The sequence below is a fragment of the Steroidobacter agaridevorans genome, assembly GCF_009932555.1.
Lineage (GTDB): Bacteria > Pseudomonadota > Gammaproteobacteria > Steroidobacterales > Steroidobacteraceae > Steroidobacter > Steroidobacter agaridevorans.
This window is the reverse complement of sequence record NZ_BLJO01000002.1, coordinates 878,744-901,469: the sequence shown is the minus strand read 5'-3', so window position 1 is coordinate 901,469 and position 22,726 is coordinate 878,744. Positions and strand designations below refer to the sequence as shown.

The window sequence follows — 22,726 nt, the reverse complement described above, 5'->3', positions numbered from 1 at the left end:
CATGATGCCCGGCGTCGCGGGCAGGAACAATTTCGTTTCTCCGCAGGCTTTCGTTACCAGGTGCCAAACGTGAGGCGAGTTGCCAGCGGCTACTTCGTGAATCGATTCACAGCGTCTGCCACAGCCTGCCAAATGAGCTCCTCGATGGCTTTCGTGCTGCGACCGTGCACCGCTAGCAGGCGATAAAACTCCGCACTCGTCAGTGCGTACAAAACATCGACGAGATCGGCAGGCGAGTGGACCGGCGTCATGCGTGCAACGATCGCGGCGAGTAGTTTGCGGCGACGCTCGGCGCGTTCGCTCATCAGCGTCGCGACTTCCTCGTCCAACTGACCGAAGGCAGTGAACTTCGGCATGGTCTGCGCGTGCCCGCCCCAGAACTTCGCAAAGATTGCGACTGCGCGTCGTAACGCCTTCTCGGGGTCCGGCTCCGAAAAGACTTGTGACAGCTCGAACAGCCCGCCTTTCTGTGCGATGTCATCGAAGATCGCCGCCAGCAAGACGTGCTTCGATTCGAACTGGTTGTACACCGTGGCGCGCGTGACGCCGGCTTCGCGAGCAACCGCATCGATCGAGAAGGCCGGCATTCCTTTGCCGCCCATCAATAATTTCCGTCCCGCCTCGACCATTCGTGCCCGGCCTTCATCAACCGATGCTGCGCGCACATCGCTGCGATAAGTCCTGCGTTTCGACTTGACTGCCATAAAATTAGTTATACAGTGTGTATATTCAATTAGCCATTCGAGGGACGCCCATGACGACCGTCACGCTGTTGCTGCTTGCCCGCGTGCTTCACATCCTTGGTGGAGTGATCTGGGCGGGCAGCATGTTCGCACTCTCTTTCGCAATCATACCGATCGGCACACGCCACGCCGATGAGGGCGCCGGCCGCTGGACGGCACTGGCCACGCGGAAGCTGGGACCTGCGTCGGGCATTGCCGCTCTTATCACCGTGCTGTCGGGAATGTACTTGTTCGCGACGCTTCATGATGGCGATACATCGACCGGCGGCATCGTGCTAGCCACTGGAGCGGCCGCTGCGGTGCTGTCGTTTCTGGTGGGCGTTTTGATTGGGCGGCCCGCGGGAATGAAGATGGCGAAGCTGCAAGGCGCGGCGTCGAAGTCGGCCGGCGATCTGGCGGAACTTGCATCGCTCGGTCGCCGCGCCGCTGTGAGCTCGCGCGTCTCGGGTATCTTTCTTGGCCTCGCCGTGCTGTCGATGGCGATGTTTCGTTACGCGCCGGCGCTGGCGGGGTGAGCCTCATCGTAACGGCAGATACAGATCGGTGATCGCCTCGTGCTCCGGCACGTCGGGGAAGAATCGGACGCGCTCACAATAGATGGGAAAGTCGCGAGTCTCTTCGCCGCTGGCCGGCAGCCAGTGGCGATAGAGATAGAGTGCGGGCGCCTCCAGGTCGTCGCTGGAGCCTGTCACACGTAACCGGGCACAGCGGCCGCCGGGAATGAGCCCGTTCTCCACGCCGGCATCGTTCGGGGCGACGGCACGATCGGTTGCTGCGCACAGGTCCAAGCGGAACTCTTCCGGTGCTGTCGATCGTGGATCGGTATGAAAGACGTTGAACGTCGCGCTGCTGCGGGGATGAAGGCCGGTGGATTTTCGCCAGGCGATGAAACGCTGGATGGTTTGACCGAGCCGCGCTGGATCGCCCCGATGGGTCATGACGGCGACCGGCGTCTCTGGTGCCTGGACGATGGTTACGTCATCGGCTGTATATGAAGTCTTCATGAGTTCGGCCCTTGCGTGGTTATAAGTCGTAAACGCTTCGAGCCACGAATCCCAGTCAGGATCCTTGCGGAAGCCCGTGGGTGTCTGTCCGAACTGTTGACGAAAGGCGCGGGCAAAGGCGTCGGGTGTCTCGTAACCGGCATCCATCGCAATGTCGATGACTGCCTGCCCCTCACGGAACGCCAACCTCCAGGACGCCCGCTTCATGCGGACGAGTTGGATGTAACGATGCAGTGGCAACCCCATCACCGCGGTAAATTGCCGATGGAAGTGAAACTTCGAAAAGGCTGCAACGCTGCTCAGCGTCTCCAGGCTGAGCGCCTGGCCGGCGTGCCGGTCGATGTGTTCCAGCACACGCTGCAGTCGTTCATGGTATCGCCGGGTTGCCGTCGTCATTATCGTCATCGGATTCTCGTGGCGCCGGCATAGATTGTCGAGCCGGCAGCGCATGCGCCCGGCCAATCTTGCGGAAGGGATTCCGGCGCAAAAAATCTGAGTTAAGATGCCGCTGCACCTTCGCGTCGCCAGCAGCGGTCAGGAAGCACGGACTTCCGATGAAATATTGCACGCGGAGGGTTACATAACCGGGTTTGTCGAGTAGCGCGCGTTCTGCGCTAGGGAAGAGGGTATGGATTTTTCACGAGCGACGGCCGGGGTCCTCTCGGGTCTTCTATTGGCTGCCTGCGGCGGCGGTTCGGGCAGCGGCGGTTCGTCGCCGCCGCCGTCATCGTCGCCCCCGCCCACACCTCAGCAGCCCGCACCCGAGCCCACTGTTCAGGTCTCGGTCACTTCCAGCAACGTCGATCTGGACCTGGCCGAGGGCGATGCGTTTCCGGTGAAAGTTGCGGCCACGTGGAGCGCCACCAATCTGCCATCGGCAAGTTCCGTTTACTTTCAGATCGCCGATGCGTCCTCCAGGTTTCAGATACATGCTCCGCAGCTGGCGACAGCCGGCAGTGACTTCACAATCGAGACAGCGCCCGATGTCGGCCCGGGGACTTACGAAGGCACGCTGACGGTGCGTGCATGCAAGGACTCCGCGTGTGCGCAGACCTATGCAGGCACCAGTGGATCTATCACCTATGCGCTTCGGGTTTCCGCCGTGGCCGATTGGGAAACGCATCAACGGGACGCCGGACACACCGGTTATGTGCCCATCTGGCTGAATGCGTCCAAGTTTGCTGAAGCCTGGCGCTGGCAGCGTCCGGCGGACGGCGAGCCGATCGGCGGCATCAATGCCGTGGTTACCAGCGATAAAACCGTTTATCTCAGCAAGGACGTCTATTTTGGCGAAGGCGCGTTGATCGCACTGAATGAGGAGGATGGGCTGGAGGCCTGGCGCGTGTCGTTCGGATCGGTCCCGGCGCTCGGCCCGCCGGCGGTCAAGGGTGGCAACGTCTATGTCGCGACCACGGGCCACCAGGATACTTTCCTGTGGCGGTTCAATGCCGACACCGGTGCGTTCCTCGGCAAATCGGCGTTTGCCGGGCAGTGGCCGCACACGTTGAATCCGACTGTATTCGAGGATCGCGTCTACGTTGGCGCCGGCTACTTTGGCGGCATCACATACTCGTTCTCCACGTTGGATGGTGCTGCCGTGTGGGAATACGCGTCAGGTGGCGCTTGGGACTTGTTCACGCCCGCAGTCAACGAACAGTACGTTTATCACTACAATGGCGCGTCCCTTCATGTCGTGGACAAAGTGACGGGCGTCGCGGCCCATACGATCGCGGATCCGTTCGGCGGCTCCTCCGGCTACGCGTACCACGGCTCGCCGATGCTCGGCAGCCGAAACAATGTGCTTGCGTATGCAGGCGGTGCGTTCAGCGGTCGGGCCAGTAGCAGCGCGGAACATTACGATCAGCGCGTGCTGTCGAGCTTCGACGTCAGCGCCAACATGCGCTATGAATGGTCCACGTCGTATGCATATCTGACGGCGCCGGCGATTGCCGATGAAACAATTTACGTCGCGCGTAATTCACCGATGTCGCTCGATGCGATCGATGAAACCACCGGTCAGATCGTGTGGAGCTGGAAGCCGGAAGGTCAAGGCGACAGCTCGTTCCATCGCAATATCGTCGTCACGCGCAACCTGCTTTTTGTGAGTACCGATGTCGCGGTGTACGCGCTCGATTTGGAGACTCGCGAGGTCCGGTGGCGCTATCCGCAGCCTGGCATGTTGGCGATATCCGCGGATCGCACTTTATATATCGCGACGGGCGCCACTGCGAGTGACGGCGGTTTGGTGGCCGTCAAGCTGCAGTAGCTCGCGATTGGCTTCGCCGGCCGGGTAGCGTTCCCGGCCGAGCGGCGCTCAGTTGATCGAAGGACCGTTGGTAGCTGCTTTATCGATCGCGTCCAGCACCTGTTCGGGCGAGATGTCGCGCTGTAATTCCTCGATCTCGTCTATGGGCACTTGCGCGCCCACCTTTGCCGCGATCGCATTGACGAGTTGAATGGTGCGCGTCAACTCATGCTCGGTGAGCAGACTGATCTGCAGATCGAGATCCGCGCGTCGATCCGCTTCCCGCTGCATGCGGTTCTGCGTTACCAGCACGAACGTACTCAGAAAGATGGCCTCGACCGAAGCCGCCGTCGCGAGCAGCACAAACGTGGGATCGAACGCCTTCAGCGGCGTCCAGCCGACGTTCACCAGCACCCACAGGATCACGACCGCCAGATGTACGTAGACGAACGGCAGACTGCCTGCCGCCGCGGTCACGGCGTCGGCGATCCGCTGCTGTAACGTCCGCGATTGCTGGTCCCGACTCTGTCTTTGCAGCAGAGCTTCAATGTTCCTCGCGACGACGCTGGGTCCGTCGGGCGGCTTGGTGAAGGTCTGCTCCATACCGACGCGAACGCGCCCCGGGCGAATCGGTTCCTGAGCCGACGGTGGGCATCAGAAACGATGAGCGATCTCGCCGGCGCTTCTAGATCTCGACGAGGGACTCGGCCTCGTATGCGCGACGGAGTAGATCGGGGAATTCGGGCGCCTCGGGTAACTTCACCGAGCCAATCCTGCTTACAGGCACCGCCGGCGTCCACGAGTTCATCACGACGGCGCCACGAAGCTGCGGCAGGTTGGTCAACGAGACCTCCTCAACGCGCTGTGGAACTCCCATGGCATGCAGCTGCCGCTGAACGATGCTCATCGTGGTGCCGGTCAACATGGCCGCCTCGGGCCACACCACGGCTTCGCCATCCCAGAGCGCCAGATTCCAGATCGATGCCTCGCTCAGGCGACCGCTGCGGTCGACGAATGCGGCGTCGTCGAAGCCTTCTTTTGCCGCCTCACGCATGTAATAGGTCTTCGCGATCTCGCCGACGTGCTTGATGGCGGGGAGCATTCGCTCGTGTTCGAACGCGGCTAATGCCAGCGGACCGTTGGGGCCGGACGCCGCCGGTCCCGTGCGGACCAGTACGTCGAGCTCGCCCTTCGTGTCAGTCGAGGTGAACTCACCGGCTCGCGAGTAAATCGTCGCGGTCAACGATACATCCGCTGGCCCGGCCTTCAGCGCCTTCCGAAGATAAGTGCGCAGTTGGTCATCCGATGTGGCGCGACCAAACAGCGCCAGTGAGGCGGTGCGTAGCCGTTGCAGGTGGAGATCGAGCCCTCGCACGCGGCCGCCACGCACCTGCATGGCAGTGAAGTGAGCGAAGCCTGCGAAGGCAAGCGGAGCCAAGTCATCGGTGATCGCCGTGCGGCCGTTGACTTGCGTAACGAAAGCGTTGGATGCGGTAGACATGGGTCGCATCCTAGGGATTTGAACGAAGGCGGGGAAACGAGTAGTTTTCGACGCATCGACAAATTTGGCTTGAAGATCGATGAACCGAAATCTGCCGGGCACGCGAGCGCTGCGAACCTTCGAGGCCGCCGCGCGACACTTGAACTTCACGCGCGCCGCCGATGAGGTGGGATTGACGCCGGCCGCCGTCAGCTACCAGATCAAGGAAATCGAGGATCAACTCGGCATCGTGTTGTTCGCGCGTACCAGTCGGAGCATTCAGCTGACTCCCGCCGGCGCCGTGCTGTTTGAAGCGACCACAGATGCGTTGGACACATTGCACCGTGCTGCCGGCCGCGCTCGACGCATTGCGCGAGATTCGAATCAACTGCGTCTGACCGTGGGGCCAAGGTTTGCAACTCACTGGCTCCTGCCGCGCTTACCCCAGTTCAAGGCTGCACATCCGGGGCTGGAATTCACGTTCGACATTACCGATCAGGTTCGCGACTTCGACCGAGACGATGTCGACGTTGCGATCCGCTTCGGCGCGGGCACCTATGCGGGAGCACGCTCGCACCGCCTGTTCGATGCCGTCGTCGCGGCTGTTTGCAGTCCTTCGCTGTTCGCCAACGCTCCGCAGCTGAAGGCGCCGCGCGATCTTTTTACGCACACCCTTTGCTATGTGAATTGCAAAGTGAATGACGTGGACTGGCCTAACTGGCGCATGTGGATGGACGCCGCCGGCGAACGCGACTTTGACGACAGTCAATGCGTCGCGTTTGCGGACTCAAGCCACGTGGTGCAAGCCGTTTTGGACGGCAATGCCGTAGGGCTGGTTGAGCTGGCCATGATCGCTGGCGACCTTGCTCGGGGGCGGCTGGTGAAACTGTTCGATATCGGGCTCAGTCCGGCACCAGGATACGCGTATCACTTGGTGTATCCAGACAGCAGCGGCGAGGACTCACGCATCGTCGCCTTTCGCGAATGGATGCTCGAGGAGATTGCGCGCCCGGCGCAGAACTCAGGCGATGGAATTTGACATTCGGCACTCCAGCTGGAGGATTTGTGGCGTTCGATGAAGGCTTAGCCGAAAGAATTCGCGACGTCCTGCGCGTGTCGGCGCAGCAGTGCACAACAACTTCATCGTTCGCTTCGAATTGGCTGGAGATCGGCCGTGCTGTGAACTATGAGCTTGCAGATAAGAAACATTCGCTTTCCGCGGAAACGTGAAGTGGCGTATGTCGGTTGGCCTGGTGCGAGCGTCACAATTGAATGTTGCGGCGGTCAGCGGTATACCCGCTGCAACACCGTCACGAGGCACACCGGATGTTCATCTCTTCGCGAGCCGGTCGGCGATATGTGGCGTTGCTGTGCGTGATCCTCGCCGGCGCCACCTTCGGAGCGGAGTGGGAGGGCTACGAGCGGCTCGATCGTGAGCGGTTGCTCGAAATTCTCGACGGTTCGCATAAGGGGGTGAAGCCCGAAGTCACTTCCAAGAATCTGATCGACGTTGATCTGTCGGGAATCGACTTTCGCGGCGCCAATCTCTCGGCCTCGGTGCTGAATGGCGCGAACCTCAGTCGCGCCACGCTCGATAAATGCAATCTCACGGTCAGCTTCCTGGAGGGCGCCAATCTGTCGGGCGCCTCGCTGCGTGAGGCGATGCTGTTTTCGTCCCAGCTCGCTGGCGCGAAGCTGATCGGTGCCGATCTCACCGGCGCCCGGTTGATCGGCGACCTGCGCAAGGCCGATCTGTCCGGGGCGCAACTGGTTCGCATGAACGCCGCGCCGGACATGAAGAATCAGTCGATGGGGCTGATGCGCGCCAACATCGTGAGCGCCACGGCCATCGAGGCGGACTTCTCCGACTCGGATTTCTCGCGCACCGATTTCAGCTTTTCCGATCTGAGCCGCGCGAAGATGCTTCGGACCAGGCTTTTCCGTGCCGACTTCAGCGGTGCGAATCTGACGGGCGCCGACCTTTCTGGGGCAGACCTGCGCGATGCAGTGTTCACCGACACGGATCTCTCCGGGGCGAACCTGACCAACGCGGATCTCACGGGCGCAACTGCTCGCAACGTTCGCGGGCTCGACACAGCGACGACCACAGGCGCGCGTGGTCTGCCGAAGAACGAATAGCGCCGCTATGGAATCGCTTGCGCGGGCTTGCGGTCGTGAGTTGGCGTGTGAACCTGAGAACGCGGCGTCGCGTGCGGTCAACAAAGCGGGCTCGCGCTTGCCTGCGTCGAAAATGACCCCGCACCCGCGCGCGGAATTACCGCGCGCTGATCCGATGCTTGCGTGCCGCGGTAACCTGCGCGCGTGTTGCTGCGGTTCCTGATATGTGCAAGCACATGAGCGCCTCTGAATAGGGAATGTCCTGTAATTGATTCTTTTCCTCTGGACAGAAAATCATCGCGGAGTAATATAACGACCGGGCTTAGCCCACGAGGTCTTCGTTATGAGGGCCGCCTCAAAGGCTCAGACACTGTCTGGGCCTTTGTTGTTTCTAGCATCCGCGCCGATGTCGGCGGACAAGTTCAAAGCAGCTGTATTTCGATCCTGCTACGTCGATCTGTGATGGGGTAAGGCGGCTCTCGATCAATCGACCAGAGGACTGCAGCGCGACATAGGGTCGGTTCCTGGGCGCATAGCCCGCGATAGCGATTGGCCACAGGTACAGATCGGCGATCTGAGCAATCGGTGACGATTTGGTCTTGAACCGAATCTCATGGAGCGTCTCGCTGAGCTCATTAGCTGTGAGTGGCGAGTACTGCGCTGATGAATCCTTGGCGAAGGGCGGGCCGCTTGTCCGCAAATCGTCGTAGTATCGGACGAGTCTGTCATCATCGACTTTGCTGGTGCGTTCCGGCAGTACACGCAGTTTTCGATCTATTTTCCGCGCGTACTTCGCCGCGCGCTCCACGGCAATGGCAAACGCGGTCTGGCATAGATGCCATTGTCGGTAGCCATACTGCTCCCGATACCGTGCATCGTAACCTGGGCGATCGATGACACATGCAAGGCCAAGAATGTCGAGCGACAGCAAGGTTCGACTTAGATCGCTCATGAATTTGTCGCGTTCGAATCGATCTAGAGCGAGCCAAGAAAATCGCTCCTGACGATGACGTATTTCAACAGAGTGCAGCGGATAGCTGATGGACCATCGTGCGCAGAATTCATCGTACAACTGGCGAGCAGCTGCTTCGGCGTCCTCGTCGATGAGTACGCCTCCAAGAGCGAAGAATTCACGAGCGTTCTTGTTGTAGGGCAGGGGCTCTCGATTCGGCGCACGTGTTCCCGAATCGTCCATGTAGAAATTGAGAATCCGAGGCACGCGTCACTCCTTGACTCAAGCCGGCCGGTTGGCGTCAGAAGAGTAGCGTGATGTTCGACGTCAGCATTCTTGGTTTGCGTGTCATTTTCTCCTTGTATCGGACGAGCGGCTCCGGCTTGGTCCGGTCCACGAGCCAAGCGCGCCCCCGTGTGCGGGGCGCCGCGTGAGTGTGTCGTCGGGTGCGCGTGGAGAACGGAATTTAACAGTGCGCACTCCAGCTGGAGTGCGGGCAGCGATGCGATCAATGCGTTCGCGTCAGACAGCATTGCTTATATTTCTTGCCACTACCGCACGGGCACGGTTCATTGCGGCCGGTCTTCGGCTGGCCACGCACGAACGTCGATGCGACCGGTTGCGTGCGCATCGGCGTGAAGTAGCGATACATCTGCACGATGCCCGCTGTCATCATTTGCAGCAGCTCTGTTCGCTTTTCGGGTGACGGCGACTCGAATCGAAACTCCGGATTTGGATCGTTCTCATGCGCCAGGGCCATCATAGGGGTGATTGCGCCGGCGCGCTCTTCGTCGTGCAGGAACGTCTGCCAGCTGGCAGCTCGCAGGCCCACGCCATGCATGAAGCCTTTCGCCCATTCGTTACCGAGCGCCTGGCCGTTGTCATCCACTAGTACGATTGGGACGTAGATGTCGCCGCGCTCGAGCGTTCTCGCAATCGAGTTCCAGTGGCGCGTGAACATGCCCATGATGGTCTGTGCTTGCTCCATCGAGTCGAATGCTGGGCCATGCTCTGCCGACTCGCCGCCGATGACATGCGGCCAGGATTCGCTGGGCATCACGAGTTCCGGCCCGACCGCCAGGGCGCAGAAGAATCCATCCATGCGCTCGATGTTCATTGCCGTTGGGCTGGGCAGGGAGTCGAGGAACTCGGTGAGTTGGTCGAGTTCGTCGTCGGAGAGCGGGGTGGTGAGGGAGGTCATGGGTCGGAGTGTACTGCATTCGCGGCGGATGCTTGCGCGCGCCGCCGAGGGTGAGCGCTTCGAGATCGCCGCAGTAATACGCGCGCCGAATGGCGCGTGGGGCTCTTGTTCATTTGCGGCTTTGCCTACGCGTATGTCGAGTCGCGTCCCTTTTTGAGCGCGCGAAGAATTGCTAGCGATGTTGCGTCGGCAACCGAAGTTCTGCGCCAGTTGAAAGCTACTGAGGTTCTATCAAACGGCCCACCGGACTCGCCGTCAGGAGTGCCCAGCACTGACACTCCAGCTCGGCGTCTCGACGTTGTGGTGAAGTAGTAGCGGCTGAATTTAGCAGTTCGCATTCGAGTCGCTTTGAGTGCACCACTTTTGAGATGGTGGCCGGGTGCTCAAAACCGATCGAAGACGGCGGGCGTATTCCTTCCTTTCGGAAGTCTTGTATTAGCCTCACACCCGACCATAGGTGAGCATGTCCGCATGCGGAGCATGCAAAACGTATGGGCACAAAAAAGCCGCGTGACTATCGGGTGCGGCGTCCGCTGCTTTGTAGGCAGCGCAGGCAACTCTGCAAGATAGGCTGGACGTAAACGTCTGGGAGGCCGTACTTGATCAGTCACTTCCCGCAAGGAGCAAAGATCTGGGCGCGGAAGATTACGCTGAGCTCTTGATCGACCTTCAACACTTCAGGATCGAAACACAGGGGGGGAATTGCATTCGCTACTTTCAAAATACAGATCCGCGATTTTGAAAGTCGATGAAGAAGAGGTGCGGAGCAGATTAACGGGCGGCGACGACGGGGCTCCGCGGGGTCTTTTACAGCGGCTGTCTGAGCGGATTGGTAAGGCTAACTAGCGGTCATGTAGTGCATAACGTTTCCACCTCCCGCTTGCCATCCCCCCACTCACCCCCTTAAACTCCGCGGCCCTTGCCGGTCGTCTCCACTTGGTAACAGGTGTCAGCCGTCCCGACAGGGGTTGTAGGTAGCGCTTCCGGGCATATATAAGGTGTCCGGGTATGAAAGGGCCCGATTCGAAGGGCCTTTTTCGCTTCTGGAGCCAGCCAGGACAGGCTTCCGGCGCAGGACTTACAAGACGAATTAGGGGAGTTGGGCGCCGCCAAGGCCGCCTGGCAGGAAGGGACGGAGAGTGAGAATGGGCCTTGGGGCCCATTTTTCGTTTCGGCGACGGTAAAAACCGGCCCGGCGGAGCTCTTCCGGCGCGGGTAGCAAGCGCCGGATAGGGGCAGACCAAGGGCCCCACAGTCAACCGGAGGTGACCGATGCTGCGAGAACAGCTGGGCGAGCTGCTCGGCCCGGTCGTGGCCAATCTCGGTTACGAGCTGTGGGAAATCGAGTACGCGCCGCGCGCCGGCGGCGGGCTGTTGCGGCTGTATATCGACAGCCCGGACGGCATTTCTCTGGACGATTGCGAGAAGGTGAGTCGGGCCGTCAGCGCCGTGCTGGACGAGGCCGATCCCATTCCGAACGAGTACACCCTGGAAGTGTCCTCGCCCGGGCTGGACCGGGTGCTCAGGACCCCGGCCCATTTCGCGCGCTTTGCCGGCGAGCGGGTCAAGGTGGAGATGATCCAGCAGATCAATGGCCGCAAGCGGTTTCAGGGGCGCTTGCAAAAGGTAGGCGAGAGCGAGATTACGCTCGAGACGGATGGCGGCGAGGTGAGCTTGCCGATCGAAGACATTCACCGGGCGCGGTTGATCCCGGACGTATGACGTATGAGCGACGGGAGTCGCTGGCCAAGGCGTAAAGCGGAGTTCGCACGATGAACAAAGAGATTCTGATGGTCGTGGACGCAGTCTCCAACGAGAAGGGCGTCGACAAGGAAATCATCTTCGAGGCGCTCGAAGCCGCGCTCGCGTCCGCGACCCGTAAACGTCACGGCGAGGGCATCGACGTGCGCGTCTCCATCAACCGCAAGAGCGGCGACTACGACACGTGGCGTCGTTGGAAGGTGTTCGCGGACGATTCCACCGAGCTGGAATTCCCGGACAGCGAGCTGCGCCTGGAAGACGCCAAGGACATTTCCGAAGACGCCGAAGTCGGCGGCTATGTGGAAGTGCCGATGGAGTCGGTCGCGTTCGGCCGCATCGCGGCCCAGACCGCCAAGCAGGTCATCGTGCAGAAGGTGCGCGAAGCCGAGCGGGCGCAGGTCGTCGATGAGTTCAAGGCGCGCCAGGGCACGCTGGTGTCCGGCATCGTCAAACGTGTCGACCGCAACGGCGTGTTCGTGGACCTCGGCGGCAACGCCGAAGGCTTCATCGCGCGCGATCAGATGATTCCTCGCGAGCCGATCCGTTCGCAGGATCGCGTGAAGGCCTATCTCGCGGATGTGCGCTCCGAGCAGCGCGGTCCGCAGTTGTTTCTGACGCGGACGGCCCCAGAATTCCTGATCGAGCTGTTCAAGCTCGAAGTGCCGGAAGTCGGCCAGGGTCTGATCCAGATCCTCGGCGCCGCCCGCGATGCAGGCGTACGCGCCAAGATCGCGGTGAAGAGCAATGACAGCCGCATCGATCCGGTCGGCGCTTGCGTGGGTATGCGCGGTTCGCGCGTGCAGGCGGTGTCGAACGAGATCGCCGGCGAGCGCGTCGACATCATTCCTTATGACGAGAATCCGGCGCAGTTCGTGATCAATGCGATGGCGCCGGCGGAAGTGGTGTCCATCGTCGTGGACGAGGACTCGCACTCCATGGATATCGCGGTGACGGAAGAGAAGCTGTCGCAGGCCATCGGCCGCGGCGGTCAGAACATCCGTCTGGCCAGCGAGCTGACCGGCTGGGAATTGAACGTGATGACGCAGCAGGCCGCCGAAGCGAAGAGCGAAGGCGAGTCGCAGAAGCTCATCGACCTGTTCAAGCAGCAGCTGGACGTGGATGAAGACGTGGCGCAGATCCTGGTGCAGGAAGGCTTCTCGACCATCGAAGAGATCGCCTATGTGCCGGCATCGGAGCTCGCGAACATCGAAGAGTTCGACGAGGACATCATCAAGGAATTGCGTAATCGTGCGCGCGACGTGCTGCTGACGCAGGCGATCGCGAGCGAGGAAGAAATCGACAGTGCCGAGCCTGCAGCAGATCTGCTGGAGGTGGATGGCATGGACGACGACCTGGCGCGGAAGCTCGCCAGCAGAGGCATCGTGACGCGTGAGGATCTCGCCGAGCAGGCGATCGATGACCTGACGGAGATCGAAGGCGTGGATAACGAGCGCGCGGGCGCGCTCATCATGGCGGCGCGTAAGCACTGGTTCGACTCCGCGGGGCAACAGGCTTGAGCGGGGTCGTAATTAGTAGCGGGTCGGGAGGGCGTATATGGCGGATGTGACCGTAAGCCAGTTTGCCGAGGTACTGAAGGTACCTGTCGAGCGGCTGCTGACGCAGCTCGATGAAGCCGGGATTCAAGTCTCCGGCGCGAATGACACGATCAGCGACGACGCCAAGATGGAGCTCTTGACGTTCCTGCGCCGTGCGCACGGGCGCACGCAGGAAGCGACTGCGCCTCGCAAGATCACCTTGAAGCGCAAGTCCCAGGGCGAAATCAAAGTCGCCTCGGCGCAGGGCCGTGCGCGCATGGTCAACGTCGAGGTTCGCAGCAAGAAGACGTATATGAACCGCACCGTGCTCGAAGAGCAGGCGCGCGGTCCGGCTACGCCTTCTGCGAACGATCAGGCCGCCGACCGGGCGGCCGCGGCAGCTGCCGAAGAAGCAGCGGCGCGTGCTGCAGCTCAAAGCGCAGCCGCTGCGGCTCAAAAGGCCGCGGCCGATGCCGCCGCCGCCGCTCAAGCGGCTGCGGCAGCTGCCCAGAATGAAGCCCAGACGGAAGCACAGCGCGCCGCTCAAGCGGCTGCTGAAGCCGCTGCCGAAGCGGCACGCCAGGAAGCGGATCGACTGCAGAAAGAGCAGGCCGAAGCCGAAGCGCGTGAATTCGCTGCCCGCGAGCAGAAGCGGATGGAAGACGAGATCCGTCGCATGGCTGACGCGGAAACTCGTCAGTCGGCTGAAGATGAAACTCGTCGCATGGCGGAAGCTGCAGCCCGTGCCGAAGCCGAACGCAAGCAGCAGGAAGCTGCGGCCGCGGCCCCAGCGCGTGCGCCGGAACGTGGCGGCAAGCGGGGTGGCGCCGCCGATCGTCCGCAACGCGCGGAGCTGCACGTATCGAGCGACGCCAGTGCTCGTTTCAAGAAAAAGAAACAGCAGGCGGCGACCAGTGCACGCTCTCGCGGCCGTCCGTCGCAGATCAACGTTGCCAGTCAGCATGGCTTCGAGCGCCCGGCCGCTCCGGTCAAGCGCGAAGTGCAGATCGGCGAGACGGTCACCGTCGGCGAGCTCGCTCAGCGCATGGCCGTGAAGGCCAACGAAGTCATCAAGGTCATGATGAACATGGGCGTGATGGCCACCATCAATCAGCCCATCGATCAGGACACCGCGGTGCTCGTGGTGGAAGAGCTCGGCCACACGGCCGTCATCCACAAGGAGAGCGCGATCGAGGACGAGTTGCAGGCCACCGATGCCTCGCACGAGCTCGAAGCGCGGCCGCCGGTCGTCACCATCATGGGTCACGTCGACCACGGCAAGACCTCGCTGCTCGACTACATCCGTCGCACCAAAGTGGCGGCGGGCGAAGCGGGCGGCATCACGCAGCACATCGGTGCGTATCACGTCGAGACGCCGAAGGGCGTCATCACGTTCCTCGATACGCCGGGTCACGCCGCGTTCACCGCGATGCGCGCCCGTGGCGCTCAGGTGACGGACGTGGTCGTGCTGGTCGTGGCGGCGGATGACAGCGTCATGCCGCAGACCATCGAAGCGATTCAGCATGCGAAGGCGGCTGAAGTGCCCATGGTCGTGGCGATCACCAAGGTCGACAAACCCGCCGCGGATCCGGAGAAGGTGAGAACCGATCTCTCCCGGTGCGAAGTGCTGCCTGAAGCCTGGGGCGGCGACACGATGTTTGTAAACGTGTCGGCCCACACCGGCCAGGGCATCGACGAGCTGCTCGACACCATTCTGCTGCAGGCGGAAGTGTTGGATCTGAAGGCGACGAAGTCGGGCCTCGCGGCCGGTGTCGTGGTCGAGTCCAGCATGGAGAAGGGCCGCGGCGCCGTGGCGACCGTGCTCGTGAAGCGCGGCGTGCTGAAGCCGGGCGATCCGATCATCGCGGGCACCGAGTTCGGTCGCGTCCGTGCGATGTTCGACGAGACTGGCGCGCAGGTGACCGAAGCGGGTCCGTCGTTGCCGGTCGTCGTGCTCGGCTTGTCGGGTGCGCCGAATGCCGGCGATGAGCTGCTCGTGGTCGAGAGCGAACGCAAGGCTCGCGAAGTCGCGTTGTATCGCCAGGGCAAGTTCCGCGATACCAAGCTGGCGAAGCAGGGCCCGGCGAAGCTCGAGGACATGTTGTCGCAGATGGGCGATGGCAAGGTCGCGACCGTGCATGTCGTCATCAAGGCGGACGTGCAGGGCTCGGCGGAAGCGTTGCGCGATTCGCTCACCAAGCTGTCCACCGACGAGGTGGCGGTCAAGGTCATCGGCAGCGGCGTCGGCGGCATCACCGAGTCCGACATCACGATGGCGCAGGCGTCGAATGCCCGTGTCATCGGCTTCAATGTGCGCGCCGACAGCTCGGCTCGCGCGATGATCAAGGAAGCGGGCGTCGACGTTCGCTACTACAGCATCATTTACGAAGCCATCGATGAGATGCGCGCGTTGTTGACGGGCATGCTGGCGCCGGAAGTGAAGGAGCAGATCGTGGGCCTCGCCGAGGTGCGCGAAGTGTTCCGCTCCAGCAAGTTCGGCACGGTCGCGGGTTGTATCGTGGCGGACGGCTACGTGCGCCGGAACAATCCCATCCGTGTGCTGCGTAATAACGTGGTGATCTTCGAAGGCGGCCTGGAATCGCTGCGTCGCTTCAAGGATGACGTCAATGAAGTCCGCGCCGGCACCGAGTGCGGCATCGGCGTGAAGAACTACAACGACGTGCAGGTGGGCGACCAGATCGAGTGCTTCTCGCGCGTCGAAGTGGCGCGCACGCTCGAAGTTTGATGCTTGAGGTGAGATGTCGACGAAGTCTTATCCCCGTGCCAAGCGGGTCGGCCAGCAGATTCAACGCGCACTGAGCGAGTTGATCCGACGCGAGCTGCGCGACCCGCGGCTCGGCATGATCACGTTGACCGACGTGCGCATGTCGAGTGATTTGAGCTACGCGAAGATCTACTACTCGGTGCTCGGGGCGGATCCGCACCTGGCTCAGCAAATCCTCACGCAGGCTGCGGACATGCTCCGCGGCCCGCTGGGGCGCGCCTTGGGAATTCGCCACAGCCCCGAACTGCGCTTCGTGCAGGACGAGCTGATCGAAAGCGGCGCGCGCCTGTCGGCGCTCATCAACAAGGCCGTGAAGGATGACGAAGCCCGGCATGTCGAGGATGAGCCAGCCGCGGAGGGCGAGGCGTCTGCCGAATCGGACGAGGATGCTCACTACAGCTCCGACGATGACGACGACGGCCACTACGACTCGGACGAGGACGACGGGCAGTCGTCTCCCAAACGCTAGCCAGACCCCACGTGAAGCGCTTCCATCGTGAAGTCGACGGCATCCTGCTGCTCGACAAGGCCCTCGGCGTGTCTTCCAACGCCGCTCTCCAGCAAGTTCGTGTGCTCTATGGCGCGCTCAAGGCGGGCCACGCGGGCAGCCTCGATCCGTTGGCGTCCGGCCTGCTGCCGGTGTGCTTCGGGCAGGCCACGAAGGTCTGCGGCCGTCTGCTGAACTCTGGCAAGACCTATCGCGTACTGGTGCAGCTCGGCGAGCTGACGCCGTCGGGCGATGGCGAGACGGAAGTGATTGAGCGCGCACCCGTGCCCCAGCTCACGGCAGCGGGCGTGGATGCGGTGCTGGCCGGGTTCCTCGGCAATCAGCAGCAGATCCCGCCGATGCATTCCGCTTTGAAGTTCGAGGGCAAGCGCCTGTACGAGCTGGCTCGCAAAGGCGAGTCGGTCGAGCGTCCGCCCCGGGACATCGTGATCCACAGGATCGCGCGCGTGTGCAGCGAGGAGGGGCTGACGACCAACCAGCTCGAATTCGACGTGTACTGCTCCAAGGGGACCTATATCCGCACCCTCGCTGCCGATGTGGCGGTCAAGCTGGGCACGCTAGGCTATGTCAAAGGCCTGCGCCGCCTGTCGGTGGATCCCTTCGGCGACCAGCCGATGTTCACCCTGGAGGCGTTGTCGGCCGAAAGCCAGGAACAGCTCGGCGGCCGCTTGTTGGCGGTGGATACGGCGTTTGCCGACCTGCCGCGCGTGGACCTGGACACTTCAGCGGCGCAAAGCCTGCTGCTGGGCCGTACGGTTTCCGGAGAAGCAGCGGCGCCGCTGGGCGAAGTGCGACTTTATGGCCCGGCCGGGCGTTTCCTGGGCCTGGGCGAGGGCCAGCCGGGCGGGCGGGTGAAACCTGCACGTCTGTTCGTATCGGTGCCCTAATTCTTGGTTTTACTTGAGATTCCAAGCCGCGCGGGTACAATGCGCGCCTCTCAAAAGTCGCCGCCGTGGCGGCTAGAGTTTCTTCACGCGGCGATTCGCACGCCGCACCGAGGTTAAGCAGATGTCATTGTCGACCGACCAGAAGGGCGGAATCGTCGCCCAATACCGCCGCAACGCCAAAGACACCGGTTCGCCGGAAGTCCAGATTGCGCTGCTGTCCGCACGCATCAACGGCCTGGGTGAGCACTTCAGCGCTCACAAGAGCGATCACGCTTCCCGCCGTGGCTTGCTGAAGATGGTGAATCAGCGCCGCAAGCTGCTGGACTATCTCAAAGAGACCGCGCCGGAGCGCTACACCGCCGTCGTCAGCAGTCTCGGTCTGCGGCGCTAAGCCGCAGATGGGATCGAGCCGGATATCAGTTCATGCCGGCTCTCCCGCCTGATCCCGCACGAACCCTGGCCATCGTCATGCTGTGCCGTTCGCTGCATCGAGCTTTCAATTCAACTTCGTGTCTCGGCCAATTTGCGCCCTCGTGTCGCGCGATGAGCTGCTGAGCCATCCAAATATCAGTAGGAACCATCGTGAGCGCTATTAAAAAATCCTTCGCCTTCGGTCAGCATCAAGTCACGTTGGAAACCGGCGAAATGGCCCGTCAGGCCGACGGCGCGGTGGTGGTGTCGATGGGCGACACCGTGGTGCTGGTCACCGCGGTAGGCCGCAAGCAGGCCGATCCGAACAAGGACTTCTTCCCGCTGACGGTCAACTACGTCGAGAAGACCTACGCCGCGGGCCGCATCCCCGGCGGCTTCTTCAAGCGCGAAGGCCGGCCGAGCGAAAAGGAAACATTGACCTCGCGCCTGATCGACCGTCCGATCCGCCCGCTGTTCCCCGAACATTTCTTCAACGAGATCCAGGTCGTCGCGACCGTGGTCTCGCTCAACCCCGATATCGATGCCGACATTCCGGCCATGCTCGGCGCCTCCGCGGCGCTGGCGCTGTCCGGCGTGCCGTTCATGGGCCCCATCGCTGCGGCCAAGGTCGGTTATATCGACGGCCAGTACGTGCTCAACCCGACCGGTAAGCAGCTGAAGACTTCCAAGCTCGACCTCGTGGTCGCCGGCACGGCCGAAGCAGTGCTGATGGTCGAGTCCGAAGCCGATCGCCTGCCCGAGGAAGTGATGCTCGGCGCCGTGGTGTTCGGTCACGAACAGATGCAGGTCGCGATCAAGGCGATCAACGAGCTCAAGGCCGAAGCGGGCAAGCCGGCCTGGGCCTGGGCGCCGCCCGTTGCCAACACCGCGCTGGAAGCCGCTGTCGCCGCCAGTGCGAAGAGCGCGCTGAGCGAGGCTTATCAGGTCACCGACAAGATGAAGCGTCGCGACCGCGTGCAGGAAATCAAGGCCGCCGCGCTCACCGCGCTGGCCACCGGCGAAGCTCCGCAGTTCACCGCCGGCGATGTTTCCAAGGAATTTGCCAATCTCGAATATCGCATCGTGCGTGACCGCATCATCGCCGGTCAGCCGCGTATCGATGGCCGTGACATGAAGACGGTGCGTCCGATCACGATCAAGACCGGCGCGCTGCCGCGTACGCACGGCTCTGCTTTGTTCACTCGTGGCGAGACGCAGGCGCTCGTCACCACCACGCTCGGCACCGGCCGCGACGCGCAGATCATCGATGCGCTGACCGGCGAGCGCAAAGAGCCGTTCATGTTCCACTACAACTTCCCTCCGTTCAGCGTGGGCGAGACGGGCATGATGGGCTCGCCGAAGCGCCGCGAAATCGGTCACGGCAACCTGGCTCGCCGCGGCATCAGCGCCGTGATGCCGGACATGACCAACTTCCCGTACGTCATCCGCGTCGTCTCGGAAATTCTCGAGTCGAACGGCTCCAGCTCCATGGCCAGCGTCTGCGGCTCCAGCCTCGCGCTGATGGATGCGGGCGTGCCGATCAAGGCTTCGGTCGCCGGCGTGGCGATGGGCCTGGTGAAGGAGGGCGACAAGTTCCAGGTGCTCACCGACATCCTCGGTGACGAAGATCACCTCGGCGACATGGATTTCAAGGTGGCCGGCACCCGCGACGGCGTGACCGCGCTGCAGATGGACATCAAGATCAACGGCATCACCAAGGAGATCATGCAGGTGGCGCTGGATCAGGCGAAGGCCGGCCGTCTGCACATCCTCGAGCAGATGGACAAGATCCTGCCCGCAGCCCGTCCGCAGATGTCGGAGTGGGCGCCGTCGATCATCACCATCAAGATCGATCCGGAGAAGATCCGCGAAGTCATCGGCAAGGGCGGTGCGGTCATCCGCGCCATCACCGAAGAGACCGGCACCACGATCGACATCGAGAACGACGGCACGGTCAAGATCGCGTCGGTGGACGGCGTGTCGGGCCGTGAGGCGCAGCGTCGCATCGAGCTGATCACAGCGGAAGTCGAAGTGGGTCGCATCTATGAAGGCCGCGTAGCGCGTCTGATGGACTTCGGCGCGTTTGTCACCATCCTGCCGGGCAAGGACGGCCTGGTGCACATCTCGCAGATCTCTGAAGAACGCGTCGAGCGCGTCAGCGACAAGCTGAAGGAAGGCGACGTGGTGCGCGTGAAGGTGCTGGAAGTCGATCGTCAGGGCCGCGTGCGTCTGAGCATGCGCAACGTCGACGCTGCCTAAGGGCTAATCGGGCCGGAGGCAGTGGCCACTGCCTCCGGCCTGAAATCTGCTTAGCTGCGCGGGTCGGTCTCCGTATCCTCTGCGCGCTGGTCCTTGCGGGCCGTAGCTGCGGCCCCGCTCATCACCTTGAAAATATCGTCCTGCACCGAGCGCCATCGCTCGATGTTTTGCTGCGTCAGCGCGGCAATGCTGTCATAGGCATCGTTGCCGAACACGCCTCGCATGTGCTCCCTCATCTGCTGCTGTTGGTTCGACAGCAGCTTCAGGCTCTGTTCCAGATAGCTTCCCACCAGGCATTGCATGGCCCCGCCATACGAGCGGATCACCTGTGACAGGAAATCCTGACTCATGAGCGGCTCGCCGGCATGCTCCTGTTCGGCGATCACCTGCAGCAGGATGGAGCGGGTGATGTCGTCTTGCGATTTCTTGTCGATCACGATGAAGTCGATCTTGTCCATCACCAGGCGCCGGATGTCGGCGAGAGTGATGTAGCGGCTTTCGACCGTGTCGTAGAGGCGGCGATTGGGATATTTCTTGACGACTCTGGGTTGTCCTTCTCTGGGTTGATTGTCTCTGGTTTGACTGATCGCATTCTCCTGCTTGCCGTCGACCTGTTTACCGTCGAAGTGCGGCTCGCTCATCACTGCTCCCCGATGCAGCTCAGAGCTAGAAGCCAATCTTGTTTCTAGCGCATTCATGTTAGTCCATCCTCGCGTCCGACCCGGATCGTTGCCTGACGCAGTCCGTTCAAACGTTTCGGTTGCCAGTGTTTTATTGCCCACTCCCACAACGTCGCCAATCCGGCACGACGCAGTTCGGGAGGCGGCGTTTGCTGCAGAAACTCTAAAGCCCGCCACACTTCGTAAGTAGGGCGGGCAATATCGATTGCTGCAGCGCCTGCCGACTTCGACAGTTTGATCCCATTAACATCTGTTACTACCGGCAAATGTGCGTAGTCCGGTACCGCCAGATTTAACATGCGATGCAATATCACCTGTCGAGGTGAGCTGTGCAGCAGATCGGCTCCGCGCACGACCGCGGTAATCCCTTGGAAGGCGTCGTCGATCACCACCGCGAGCTGATAAGCATGCAGCCCATCACGGCGGCGAACGACGAAATCCCCAACTTCTGCTGACACATCAACAGTGAAGCGTCCTTGCAGCAAATCCGTAACTGCGGTTTCCCCTCGGGGCACAAATAAACGAACGGCGGTCTTGCGTTCTGGCGCGCGAGGGCCTAGGCGACACCATCCCGGATAACGCAACTCATCGGTATCAAACAAACGCACTTCGGAAGATTGCGCGGCTTGCAGTTCACTGCGAGTACATGAGCAATGAAATGCCGCGTTGTTATTTAGCAAATGTTGAGTGGCCGCTTCATAGGCATCGCGGCGTGAACTCTGGCGCAAGATAGAACCAGTCCACTCGAAACCGAGCGTGTCGAGGGTGCGGATGATGGAATCGGCGCTGCCTGGGACCTCGCGGGGTGCGTCCAGGTCTTCGATGCGGAGTAGCCACTCGCCGCCCGCCTGACGGGCGTACAGATAACTACCGACGGCCGCGACCAGCGAGCCGAAGTGGAGGGGGCCGGTCGGCGAGGGTGCGAACCGGCCCCGGTAGGTCAGCTGACCAGGAGAATCAGCGATAGCGGTCGTCGCGGTCGCCGTACTGGAGCTCGCGACGCTCGCGGCGTTCCTGCGCTTCGATGCACAGGGTCGCGACCGGGCGGGCTTCGAGCCGCTTGATGCCGATCTCCTCGCCGGTCTCGACGCAGTAGCCGTAGCTGCCATCCTCGATCCGCTTGATCGCTTCTTCGATCTTGCGGATCAGCTTGCGCTCGCGGTCACGCGTGCGCAGCTCGAGGCTGAACTCGGACTCCTGGGTCGCGCGGTCGTTCGGATCCGGGAAGTTGGCCGCCTCGTCCTTCATGTGAAGCACGGTGCGATCCACTTCCTGCATCAGGTCGCGTTTCCAGTTGTTCAGGATCTGCCGGAAGTGCTCCAGCTGCTCCTTGTTCATGTACTGCTCGCCACGCCGCGGAATGTAAGGCTTTACATTGCGCGGGCCGGCTAACAGGTTGACGCTCGACAGATCCTGGCCTTCGCTGTCCTCACTGTCGCTAGCAGCGTCAGTGTCCTGGGAATGGGTATTCAGATTGGAAATCACGGGTCTCGCTGAAATCGTTGGCTTCACAGGGGTTGCAGGGGCCGGCGCGGCGATCGACTCATCGTCGGTCGGCTCGACCGGGGCGGCTGTGTTGCTCACCTTCGGCGCCGGCTTGTGGGCCGGTTTCGCAGAAGCGGCGACAGTTGCAGCCTTCGGTACGGGGGCGGCAACTGGCTTGATCGGTTCGATGGGCTTGTCGGCCTTGGTTGCAGTGTGGGCGGAGGCTGGTGTCGGGCGAGGCGCAGGGGCCGCCGCCGCGGGCTTGGGCCGGGCTGCGACTGGGGGCGCTTTCTTGGCGGACGCCGCCTTTTTCGCGGTGTCCTTGGCCGGCTCTTTCACGGCCGGGGCTTTCTTGACCACGGTTTGCTTGGCCTTCGCCGGCTTCGCCGACGGTTTTTTTGCGGCCATCTAAAGTGCCTCCGCCAGGGCCTACTAGAGGAGCTCGGCTCGCCCGCGCGAGGCTCGAACCCAAACCACGGCCCTAAACAACAGCTTGGACCAACAGCTTCAACAGTTCCGGACAATCGTTCGCCAAAGAGGGGCGCGATTATACAGACCGCACCCCGCGCGTACAGGTCTATCGGTGGGCTGAATTTTGGCCCGCTCAGCCTGCGTCAACGCGTCCACAGGCGGGAATGTTTCACATACACTACGGCCCGTTTTCATACCCCT

Annotated in this window: 21 protein-coding genes; 12 read left to right on the top strand and 9 right to left on the bottom strand. The window is 62.0% G+C overall.

Annotated elements, in window-relative coordinates; translation table 11 throughout:
• Nucleotides 1-89: 89 nt before the first annotated feature.
• Nucleotides 90-602: a TetR/AcrR family transcriptional regulator gene (locus tag GYH35_RS10685; RefSeq protein ID WP_235936750.1), complete on the bottom strand. Its 513-nt coding sequence runs from the start codon at nucleotides 600-602 to the stop codon at nucleotides 90-92.
• A 152-nt stretch (nucleotides 603-754) separates the two neighbouring features.
• On the opposite strand from GYH35_RS10685, the gene GYH35_RS10680 reads away from it, so the two are divergent.
• Nucleotides 755-1,258 (top strand): hypothetical protein, encoded by a 504-nt coding sequence (locus tag GYH35_RS10680; protein ID WP_161828360.1) that lies wholly within the window; start codon nucleotides 755-757, stop codon nucleotides 1,256-1,258.
• Nucleotides 1,259-1,261: 3 nt separating this feature from the next.
• Here GYH35_RS10680 and GYH35_RS10675 read toward each other — a convergent pair whose 3' ends face one another.
• Nucleotides 1,262-2,143, bottom strand: a complete 882-nt coding sequence (locus GYH35_RS10675) for an AraC family transcriptional regulator (protein ID WP_161828426.1) — start codon at nucleotides 2,141-2,143, stop codon at nucleotides 1,262-1,264.
• A gap of 232 nt (nucleotides 2,144-2,375) precedes the next feature.
• Here GYH35_RS10675 and GYH35_RS10670 point away from each other — a divergent pair, with 232 nt between their 5' ends.
• Nucleotides 2,376-4,013 (top strand): outer membrane protein assembly factor BamB family protein, encoded by a 1,638-nt coding sequence (locus tag GYH35_RS10670; RefSeq protein WP_161828359.1) that lies wholly within the window; start codon nucleotides 2,376-2,378, stop codon nucleotides 4,011-4,013.
• A 48-nt stretch (nucleotides 4,014-4,061) separates the two neighbouring features.
• Here GYH35_RS10670 and GYH35_RS10665 read toward each other — a convergent pair whose 3' ends face one another.
• Together GYH35_RS10665 and GYH35_RS10660 are read right to left on the bottom strand one after the other, a co-directional pair.
• Nucleotides 4,062-4,595: a DUF1003 domain-containing protein gene (locus GYH35_RS10665; RefSeq protein ID WP_161815937.1), complete on the bottom strand. Its 534-nt coding sequence runs from the start codon at nucleotides 4,593-4,595 to the stop codon at nucleotides 4,062-4,064.
• 82 nt (nucleotides 4,596-4,677) lie between these two features.
• Nucleotides 4,678-5,493, bottom strand: a complete 816-nt coding sequence (locus tag GYH35_RS10660; protein ID WP_161828358.1) for an aminotransferase class IV family protein — start codon at nucleotides 5,491-5,493, stop codon at nucleotides 4,678-4,680.
• Nucleotides 5,494-5,572: 79 nt separating this feature from the next.
• On the opposite strand from GYH35_RS10660, the gene GYH35_RS10655 reads away from it, so the two are divergent.
• The 3 genes from GYH35_RS10655 to GYH35_RS10645 all read left to right on the top strand — a co-directional run bounded on the left by GYH35_RS10655 (nucleotide 5,573) and on the right by GYH35_RS10645 (nucleotide 7,611).
• A complete protein-coding gene (locus tag GYH35_RS10655; RefSeq protein ID WP_161828357.1) occupies nucleotides 5,573-6,511 on the top strand; it encodes a LysR substrate-binding domain-containing protein in 939 nt (312 codons plus the stop codon).
• Nucleotides 6,512-6,537: 26 nt separating this feature from the next.
• Complete coding sequence (locus GYH35_RS10650; RefSeq protein WP_161828356.1) at nucleotides 6,538-6,702, top strand: hypothetical protein; 165 nt, start codon at nucleotides 6,538-6,540, stop codon at nucleotides 6,700-6,702.
• A gap of 96 nt (nucleotides 6,703-6,798) precedes the next feature.
• Complete coding sequence (locus tag GYH35_RS10645) at nucleotides 6,799-7,611, top strand: pentapeptide repeat-containing protein (protein ID WP_161815933.1); 813 nt, start codon at nucleotides 6,799-6,801, stop codon at nucleotides 7,609-7,611.
• A gap of 370 nt (nucleotides 7,612-7,981) precedes the next feature.
• On the opposite strand, the gene GYH35_RS10640 is transcribed toward GYH35_RS10645, so the two are convergent.
• On the bottom strand, nucleotides 7,982-8,809 hold the full coding sequence (locus GYH35_RS10640) for a DUF3800 domain-containing protein (protein ID WP_202624220.1): 828 nt from the start codon (nucleotides 8,807-8,809) through the stop codon (nucleotides 7,982-7,984).
• Between the two features lie 241 nt (nucleotides 8,810-9,050).
• Nucleotides 9,051-9,743, bottom strand: a complete 693-nt coding sequence (locus GYH35_RS10635) for a UPF0149 family protein (protein WP_161828355.1) — start codon at nucleotides 9,741-9,743, stop codon at nucleotides 9,051-9,053.
• Between the two features lie 1,272 nt (nucleotides 9,744-11,015).
• Here GYH35_RS10635 and rimP point away from each other — a divergent pair.
• The 7 genes from rimP (at nucleotide 11,016) to pnp (ending at nucleotide 19,889) form a co-directional block, all read left to right on the top strand.
• Nucleotides 11,016-11,465, top strand: coding sequence for a ribosome maturation factor RimP (rimP, locus tag GYH35_RS10630; protein ID WP_161828354.1), 450 nt, complete (start codon nucleotides 11,016-11,018; stop codon nucleotides 11,463-11,465).
• Between the two features lie 50 nt (nucleotides 11,466-11,515).
• Nucleotides 11,516-13,021 carry a transcription termination factor NusA gene (gene nusA, locus GYH35_RS10625; protein ID WP_161815926.1) on the top strand — a complete coding sequence of 502 codons (1,506 nt, stop codon included), beginning with the start codon at nucleotides 11,516-11,518 and terminating at the stop codon, nucleotides 13,019-13,021.
• 37 nt (nucleotides 13,022-13,058) lie between these two features.
• Complete coding sequence (gene infB, locus GYH35_RS10620) at nucleotides 13,059-15,785, top strand: translation initiation factor IF-2 (protein WP_161828353.1); 2,727 nt, start codon at nucleotides 13,059-13,061, stop codon at nucleotides 15,783-15,785.
• A 13-nt stretch (nucleotides 15,786-15,798) separates the two neighbouring features.
• Nucleotides 15,799-16,293 (top strand): 30S ribosome-binding factor RbfA, encoded by a 495-nt coding sequence (gene rbfA / locus GYH35_RS10615; RefSeq protein ID WP_161815924.1) that lies wholly within the window; start codon nucleotides 15,799-15,801, stop codon nucleotides 16,291-16,293.
• Between the two features lie 11 nt (nucleotides 16,294-16,304).
• On the top strand, nucleotides 16,305-17,219 hold the full coding sequence (gene truB / locus GYH35_RS10610; RefSeq protein ID WP_161828352.1) for a tRNA pseudouridine(55) synthase TruB: 915 nt from the start codon (nucleotides 16,305-16,307) through the stop codon (nucleotides 17,217-17,219).
• A 121-nt stretch (nucleotides 17,220-17,340) separates the two neighbouring features.
• Nucleotides 17,341-17,610 (top strand): 30S ribosomal protein S15, encoded by a 270-nt coding sequence (rpsO, locus tag GYH35_RS10605; protein WP_129649284.1) that lies wholly within the window; start codon nucleotides 17,341-17,343, stop codon nucleotides 17,608-17,610.
• A 191-nt stretch (nucleotides 17,611-17,801) separates the two neighbouring features.
• Nucleotides 17,802-19,889 (top strand): polyribonucleotide nucleotidyltransferase, encoded by a 2,088-nt coding sequence (gene pnp / locus GYH35_RS10600; protein WP_161815922.1) that lies wholly within the window; start codon nucleotides 17,802-17,804, stop codon nucleotides 19,887-19,889.
• Nucleotides 19,890-19,939: 50 nt separating this feature from the next.
• On the opposite strand, the gene phaR is transcribed toward pnp, so the two are convergent.
• Genes phaR through dksA form a run of 3 tightly spaced genes read right to left on the bottom strand, consistent with a single transcriptional unit; the run spans nucleotide 19,940 to nucleotide 22,462 of the window.
• Complete coding sequence (gene phaR / locus GYH35_RS10595) at nucleotides 19,940-20,530, bottom strand: polyhydroxyalkanoate synthesis repressor PhaR (protein WP_161816011.1); 591 nt, start codon at nucleotides 20,528-20,530, stop codon at nucleotides 19,940-19,942.
• A gap of 53 nt (nucleotides 20,531-20,583) precedes the next feature.
• On the bottom strand, nucleotides 20,584-21,513 hold the full coding sequence (gene gluQRS, locus GYH35_RS10590; protein WP_161816010.1) for a tRNA glutamyl-Q(34) synthetase GluQRS: 930 nt from the start codon (nucleotides 21,511-21,513) through the stop codon (nucleotides 20,584-20,586).
• A gap of 13 nt (nucleotides 21,514-21,526) precedes the next feature.
• Nucleotides 21,527-22,462: an RNA polymerase-binding protein DksA gene (gene dksA / locus GYH35_RS35305; protein ID WP_161815921.1), complete on the bottom strand. Its 936-nt coding sequence runs from the start codon at nucleotides 22,460-22,462 to the stop codon at nucleotides 21,527-21,529.
• Nucleotides 22,463-22,726 lie beyond the last annotated feature (264 nt).